General features: G+C 68.5%; 7 protein-coding genes and 1 pseudogene. 5 read left to right on the top strand and 3 right to left on the bottom strand.

Going from position 1 to position 7058, the window contains the following annotated elements; translation table 11 throughout:
* From B2X67_RS10570 to B2X67_RS10550, 5 genes are all read left to right on the top strand, one after another.
* Positions 1-270 (top strand): ATP-binding cassette domain-containing protein (locus B2X67_RS10570; RefSeq protein WP_286785468.1); only part of this gene is annotated, 270 nt, incomplete at its 5' end.
* Positions 267-1460 carry a glycosyltransferase gene (locus B2X67_RS10565; RefSeq protein WP_286785467.1) on the top strand — a complete coding sequence of 398 codons (1194 nt, stop codon included), beginning with the start codon at positions 267-269 and terminating at the stop codon, positions 1458-1460. The genes B2X67_RS10570 and B2X67_RS10565, both read left to right, overlap by 4 nt.
* Positions 1457-2569 carry a glycosyltransferase gene (locus tag B2X67_RS10560; protein WP_286785466.1) on the top strand — a complete coding sequence of 371 codons (1113 nt, stop codon included), beginning with the start codon at positions 1457-1459 and terminating at the stop codon, positions 2567-2569. The genes B2X67_RS10565 and B2X67_RS10560 overlap by 4 nt, the downstream gene beginning before the upstream one ends.
* The gene (locus B2X67_RS10555; protein ID WP_286785465.1) at positions 2566-3657 is read left to right on the top strand and encodes a glycosyltransferase; all 1092 of its coding nucleotides are present in this window, start codon (positions 2566-2568) and stop codon (positions 3655-3657) included. Before B2X67_RS10560 ends, B2X67_RS10555 begins: the two co-directional genes overlap by 4 nt.
* Before the next feature lie 10 nt (positions 3658-3667).
* Positions 3668-4786, top strand: a complete 1119-nt coding sequence (locus tag B2X67_RS10550; protein WP_286785464.1) for a glycosyltransferase family 4 protein — start codon at positions 3668-3670, stop codon at positions 4784-4786.
* Here B2X67_RS10550 and B2X67_RS20860 read toward each other — a convergent pair.
* From B2X67_RS20860 to B2X67_RS10545, 3 genes and pseudogenes are all read right to left on the bottom strand, one after another.
* Entirely contained in the window at positions 4744-5163 is a 420-nt protein-coding gene (locus tag B2X67_RS20860) for a glycosyltransferase family 10 domain-containing protein (RefSeq protein ID WP_376747787.1), read from the bottom strand. The genes B2X67_RS10550 and B2X67_RS20860 overlap by 43 nt on opposite strands.
* A gap of 4 nt (positions 5164-5167) precedes the next feature.
* Positions 5168-5812, bottom strand: a pseudogene (locus tag B2X67_RS20855) (glycosyltransferase family 10 domain-containing protein); the annotation flags it as partial.
* A 107-nt stretch (positions 5813-5919) separates the two neighbouring features.
* The gene (locus B2X67_RS10545; protein WP_286785463.1) at positions 5920-6546 is read right to left on the bottom strand and encodes a hypothetical protein; all 627 of its coding nucleotides are present in this window, start codon (positions 6544-6546) and stop codon (positions 5920-5922) included.
* Positions 6547-7058 lie beyond the last annotated feature (512 nt).

Below are 7058 nucleotides of genomic sequence, written 5' to 3'. Positions count from 1 at the left end.
GCCGACGGCACACGGCTTTCCGGCGGGGAACGCAAGCGGATGGCACTGGCGCGGGCGCTGTACCGGCGCCCGGACCTGCTGCTGCTGGATGAGGCCACTTCCGGCCTAGACGAAGCCAGCGAAACCCGCCTGCTGTCCCGGCTGCGCAGCGAGTGCCCGGCGATGAGCGTGGTCTACATCACCCACCGCAGCAGCAACCTGCGCTTCGCCGACCGCACCGTGCGCCTGCAGAACGGCGTGCTCGAAGACCTGGCGGCGAACGCCGAATGACATCCAGACCGGTTGCCCTGTTCGTCACGCCGGTCCTGCCCTTGCCGGGCGGCTCGGGCCGCGCGCTGCGCGCCTGGGACTGGCTGCAGACGCTGAGCCGCGAGCACCGTGTGCACCTGCTGGTGGCCGGTGACCGCGACAGCTGGCCGACGTTGCCCGCGGACTATCCCGCCGAAGCGGTCTGGCCGCTGGCGGACGGGGTCAGCACGACGCGCCGCTATCGCCGCCTGGCAGGCCTGTCTCTGCCGCTGCTTGCCCTGTGTTCCCGTCGCTTCGTCAGCGACTGGCAGCAGTGGACGTCGACATCGACGCTGGAGGCGCTGGAAGCCCGCCTCGCCGGCGAGACGGTGCAGCGCATCGTGGTGTTCCGGCTTTACCTGCAAGACCTCGGGACCGCGCTGGCCGCGCGCTATCCGCACGCCGACTGCGCACTCGACCTGGACGATCTGGAGTCCCGCACGCGAACCAGCGTGGCGCTGGCCTCCTGGCGCATGGGCCAGTACCGCGACGCGCTGCGCGGGCTGTCCACGGCGATCCAGTACCGCCTGGTCGAGCGCGACATCGCGCGGCAGTACCGAACCCTCTACCTGGCCGCGAGCGACGATGCGCGGCACTTGCCGGCGCGTCCCGGCCTGTCAATCGCCTGCCGGCCCAACCGGATCGCCCTGCCGGCGACGCCTGCCGAGCTGCCCGGCGACGGGACGCTTGGCCTGCTGTTCGTCGGCACGCTGAACTACCCGCCCAACGAAGAAGCCGTGCGCTTTCTGGTGACGCGCCTGATACCCCGCCTGTCAGCGACGCTAACCTCGCCCTGGCGCCTGCGCATCGTCGGCCGGCATGCCTCCCCGTCGCTGCAGGCACTGCTTCGCACGCCGCAGGTGGAGTTCAGCGCCGAGGCCGGCGACCTTGGCGACTGCTATGCGCGCAGCCACATCGTCCTGGTCCCGCTGTTCGCCGGCGGCGGGACCAAGCTCAAGACGCTCGAAGGTTTCGCCCACCGCCGCCCAGTGATTTCCACCCGGCAAGGCGTGCGCGGCCTCGCGGTAACGTCCGGCGAGCACTACCTGGAGGCCCATGGTGCCGAGGAGTTCGCCGCATCGATCGTCGCCCTGGCGACGCGGCGCGAGCTTGCCGGACGCATCGCGGACGCCGGCTGGGCGCTCTGCCGACAGCAGTATGCGCGGCCATGAAGACCCTGTTCATCCTCTCCATAGAGCAGGGCTACGGCGGCGCCGAGCGCAGCATCGAGATCGTCCTGCGCCATTTGCCAGCGGACCTGCGGGTGGTGATCTTCGCCCAGAGCAAGGCGCACCGGGAGCGCCTGCTACAGCCGGGAACATTGCCGGCCAATGCGCGCCTGATTCATGTGCGCACCAGCCAGAACACCGCCGGCCGGCGAATCGCGGCGCTGCAACTGCTGCTCGCGTTCCTGCGCCATCGCCCCGACGCGATCCTGCTCAACACCCAGCGTTCGGCGCTCATCGCCGCCATGGCCGCGCGGTTCCTCCGCCCGCTGGCCCGACGCTGCCACCTCTACGTGCGTGACTACCTCTGGCAGGACCTGGATTTCATCTTCACCCGCCTGCCGGGCGCGCCGATTCTGCTACCGAGCAGCGTGGTGATGCAGCGCCAGGGCTACCTGAGCCCCATGCACGCGGCGCCCTTCGGCCCCTCGCCCTGGTCGGTGGTGCCGGACATGGTGGAGATTCCCGACGAGGCGGTTTCCTACGAGGGTCCGATCCTGCATCTGGCCACGCTCAATCCCTGGAAGGGCCATACCGATCTGGCCCTGGCGCTGCATCATCTGCACGAGCGACGGCAGCCACTGGCCCTTTTGTCCTGCGGACCGCAGGATGACCCGGCGCTTCAGCAGCGCTTGCGGCGGTTGATCGAGCGGCTCGGCATCGGCGCCAGCTACCGGCTCGGCGACTACGTGGCTGACCCCTCCGCCCTGCTGCGCAGCTGCCGCGCCGTGGTGGTGGCCTCGGTGTCGCATTCCGGCGGGCCGGAGACCTTCGGCAGAACCGTCATAGAGGCCTGGTCGCGGCGCAAACCGGTAATCGCCTACGCCACCGGCGCGCCCGCGCAACTGATCGAGCACGAGGTCGACGGCCTGCTGGTGCCGGAGGGCGATACCCAGGCGCTCGCCGAGGCGCTGCTGCGCCTGGCTTCCTCGCCGGAGCTGTGCCGACGCCTGGGCGAAGCCGGTCACGCCAAGGTCGTCGAACGCTACGAGGCCGGCGCGGTCACCCGGCAGTTGCTGGAACGGCTGAACCTGTCGGACGCGGGGCGACCATGAACGCACCTTTCTCGCACTGGGTGCTGCACGACTACCTGCAAGTGAACGGCGGGGCCGAGCGACTGGTCATCGCCCTGGCCAACGGGCTGCCCGGCTTCGCCCTCGGCGTATCGGGGGTTTACCCGGCGTTCCGCGAATCCGGGGATTGCGACGCCGTAGAGCCCCAGGTGATCGGCGCCGCGCCCCTGCGCATGCTCCCGCGCATCCCCCGGGCGCTGGCCGCGTTCTCCCGGCCGCCCGCGTACCTGCGTGAGGCGCGGCAGGTGATCTACAGCGGGCTCTATGCCCCGCTTGCGGCGCTCGAACAGCCGCGCGGGCGGCGCCTCTACTATTGCCACACGCCGCCGCGTTTCGCCTTTGACCAGCGCGAGCGCTACCTGGCGCGTGCTCCGGCGCTGGCCAGGCCGGCGCTGCGCCTGGCCATCGAACGCTATCGCCACGCCTACCTGCTCGCGCTGCAGCGCATGGACCGTGTGCTGACCAACTCGCTGCATGTCCGCGAGCGCCTGCTCGAACACACCGGGATCGCCGCCGAGGTCGTCTACCCGCCCATCGATACCACCGGGTTTCGCTTCCTCGGCCAGCAGGGCTACTATCTGTCGCTGGGGCGCCTGGAACCCAACAAGCGGGTCGACCGCATCGTCCGCGCCTTTCTCGGCATGCCGGACAAGCAGCTGGTGGTCGCCTCCGGCGGCTCGCAGCTCGAGGCCCTGAAGACGCTGGCGAACGGCGCGCCGAACATCCGTTTCGCCGGCTGGCTCGACGACGCCGCCCTGGCGCAGCTCCTGGGCAATGCCATCGCCGCGCTCTACGTGCCGCAGGACGAGGATTTCGGTATGTCCGCGGTCGAGGCCATGGCGGCGGGCAAACCGCTGATCGGCGTCGCCGAGGGCGGGCTGCGCGAAAGCGTCGTCGACCAGCGCACGGGGCTGCTGCTGCCCGCGGACCCGAGCGCCGAAGCCATCGCCGAGGCGGTCGGACGCCTGTCCGCCGGGCGGGCATTGAGCATGCGCGCCGCCTGCGAGGCGCAGGCGGCGGAGTTCTCCCGGGCGCGCTTCCTCGACGCCTTCAGAAACATAATCCAGTAGTACCTTCACCATGCGCGTGCTGCACTTCTACAAGACCTCCCTTCCCGACAGCATCGGTGGAATCGAACAGGTCATCGATCAGATCGCCCGCGGCGCAGCCAGCCTCGGGGTGACCACCGACGTGCTGTCGCTGGGCGAGCGGCGCATCGAACGGCCGATGGAAATCAACGGCTACCATGGCTACCGCGCCAGGCTGGATTTCCAGATCGCCTCCACCGGTTTCTCCCTGTCCGCATTCCCGCTGTTCGGCCGCCTGGCGAAGCAGGCCGACCTGATCCACTACCACTTTCCGTGGCCGTTCATGGACCTGGTGCACTTCCTCAGTCGCACCCGCAAGCCGACGCTGGTCACCTATCACTCTGACATCATCCGCCAGAAGAACCTCCTCAAGCTCTACCGGCCGCTGGAGCGGCGCTTCCTCGCCGACGTCGATCACATCGTCGCCACCTCGCCCAACTACCTGGCGTCCAGCGATGTGCTGGAGCAGTACCGGGACAAGGTCAGCGTAATTCCCATCGGCCTGGACAAGACCAGCTATCCCGCGGCCTCACCCGAAAAGCTGCGCTACTGGCGCGAGCGTATCGGCCCGAAGTTCTTCCTCTTCGTCGGCGTGATCCGCTACTACAAGGGCCTGCACATCCTGCTGGAGGCCGCCAAGGGCACCGACCTGCCGATCGTCATCGTCGGCGCCGGGCCCATCGAGGCGGAATTGCGCGCCCAGGCCGCCGAACTCGGCCTGCTCAACATCCGCTTCCTCGGCCACCTGCCCGATGACGACAAGGCCGCGCTGCTGCAGCTGAGTTACGCCGTGGTGTTTCCCTCGCATTTGCGTTCGGAGGCGTTCGGCATCTCGCTGCTGGAAGGCGCGATGTATGGCAAGCCGATGATTTCCAGCGAGATCGGCACCGGCACCACCTTCATCAACATCGGCGAAGAGACCGGCCTGGTGGTCCCGGCCGACAACGCCGAGGCGTTGCGCAGCGCCATGCAGTACCTGTGGAACCATCCGCAGCAAGCCGCCGCGATGGGCCAGCGCGCCGAAGCCCGCTACTGGCAGCTGTTCACCGCGCAACGCATGGCCGAGCGCTATGTGGCCTTGTATCGCCAGTTGGGCTCGAGCCCCCGGTGAGCGGAATACGCCCGAACCACGGATGCGTTCAGCCGGCCAAGCGGCGCCGGAGATGCTGGAGACGGGCGCGCGTAGCCCAGCCAGCCGAAGGGCCTCTGCGAGGCGCCGGCATCCTGCGGGCGGGGATGCGCTTGCAGCCGGCGCGCGATGTGTCGGGCGAGCCGGAGGACGACCTCCTCGGACGCCAGGTCCATCTGTGTGACGAAGGCCGGCCGCAGCGGGTGCGAACGCCAGTCGAAATAGCGCGCATAGGCAGTCTCGTCGTGGGAGAGGTCCTGCAGGTAGGCGGCCAGGCTCCGCGGGCTCTCGAAAGCACCCGCACCGATGTAGCAGTGATCGCCCGGCGCGTAGGCCTCGACGTTCGGCGCCCCCCCGATAGACCTTCACGCAGCCCGCCAGCAGCGGCTGGAAGAATTTCTCGGTGACGTAGTCCTCCTCGAAGGTGTTCTCCAGCGCGAGGCAGAAGCGGTAGCCGCCAAGCAGGTCCATCTTGGTCGCCGCGCCGTGGTCCGCCTGCGGGATGGCGCTGTTGTTGAGGAATCGCCCGTAGGAATCCACCGGCAGATGACGCATCAGTTCGGCGGCGAAGGCGTTGGGCCCGCTGGTGTCCTTCGGTGCCGACCGGAACAGCGCCGTGGTACGCGGCTGAACCTTCGCTGGCAGCGGACGCGCCATCGCCGCCCGCCACTCGTCCCATTTGGGGAAATAGGTGCAGCGCACGTCCGCCGCCGGCTCGAAGTTCATCTGTATATCGAAGTGGCGCATGAGCCGAGGGTTGTGGCGGGTCGGCGTGTGCGCGCGGCTTTCCATCGACCAGCCGACACACAGCTGGCCGCGATACTTGGGCGCAACGGCGATTTCGTTGAACGCCGGCAGGTGGAAGATCACCGCATCGGCTTCCCGCAGGCGGGCGCGGTCCGTGGTGAAGCGGCACACGGCCTGCTCGGCGAAGTGCGAGACATCCGGATACTCGCCGAAGAACGCGTTGTAGAAGAGGATCAGCGGGGTGCGTTCCGTCGCGGACATGCACGGCGCTCCTTCAGCGTGGGGAAAGTGAGTGGGCAACTTCATACCGCCGCGGGCAGGGCCGGCCGCTCGAGCCGGTCGCGCAGGAGGGCCATGTAGGCCTGCGCCTACAGCAGCGTCCAGACGTGCTCGCGCACGGTCAGCGGACCGTACTGCAGCTGCCAGCGGCGCAGGTTGTCCTGATCGAGGATCTCCGACCAGTCGTGGATGATCACGACTGCAAGATCGGCGAACAGCGAATCGAGCGCCGAGCTCATGGTAATCACGATGGACCCGAGGTAGAGCGCCTCCCAGGTGCGATGGCAGTCCACCGCATTGCCCTCCAGGCTGAGCACGAAGGGATGGTTCGCATAACGCTGCCATATCGCCCGCTGGCTCACCCGGCGACGAACCCTCTCGACATGCCTGCAGCCGTGCAATGCCTTGACCGCCGCGATGCGCGGCGCGGAGGCCAGGCTCAGGCCGATGTCGCACAGAACCGTGGGCGGCAGATCGCCCGCCTCGCGACGCATCGAGCGGATGCGCGCCAGGTCGTCGAACAGCCGGCGCGGGCTGGTGAAAGGGCGCGGCGTGTGCAGGTCGAGCCCGATGGGCAATGGCGCGAGCCGCGGGGCATCGCTGCCGTCGTGGTTCTGCGTGTACCAGGCGACCAGCCAGGAACAGGACAGCAGCGCGACCGTTTCCGGGCGAAGCTCGGAGGGCACCGAAACGTCGCCGTCGGATGTCACCAGCACGAAGGGCTTGGGATGGAGGGCAGCGCGGCGGCAACGAAATGATCCAGATCCGCCGCGACGCCGTCGCGCGACTGGGGGTGCTCAGCCGGACCCAGACCAGGCCGTGGGCATCGGCATAATGCTCGCGGAACAGGCTTTCGCTCTGGACGCTCTCGGTCGGCGCCTGCCAGTAGCTTTCCGGCCCGCGAAAGTCGCACTGGCGGCTCAGGCCCTTCGACCAGAGGCAGGGGAGCGGGTCGGAGAAATCATGCGCATCGAAGGTCAGAGCTACGACCGACCTGCGCAGGCGTTTGCCGAGTGTCACCAGCCGCCGCACCATGCCCCATTCCATTTCCCTACGCTCCCGAATCCCCGCACAGGATACCAAGCCGCGCCGGACAATGACTGCGCGAAACGGCTGTTCACCCTTGCCCGATATCGAGCTGGCCGACGCGTGATTCGCGCGGATTCGCCCCGCCGGCCATTTGCTCCGTGCGCGGCCGCTCTGCTAGTGTCGCCGCGGTTTCCGCTCC

It is taken from the genome of Pseudomonas sp. UBA3153, from assembly GCF_002364635.1.
Taxonomy (GTDB): Bacteria; Pseudomonadota; Gammaproteobacteria; order Pseudomonadales; family Pseudomonadaceae; genus Pseudomonas_O; species Pseudomonas_O kuykendallii.
The sequence above is the reverse complement of the archived record's forward strand: the minus strand, read 5'-3'. Positions and strand labels throughout refer to the sequence as shown.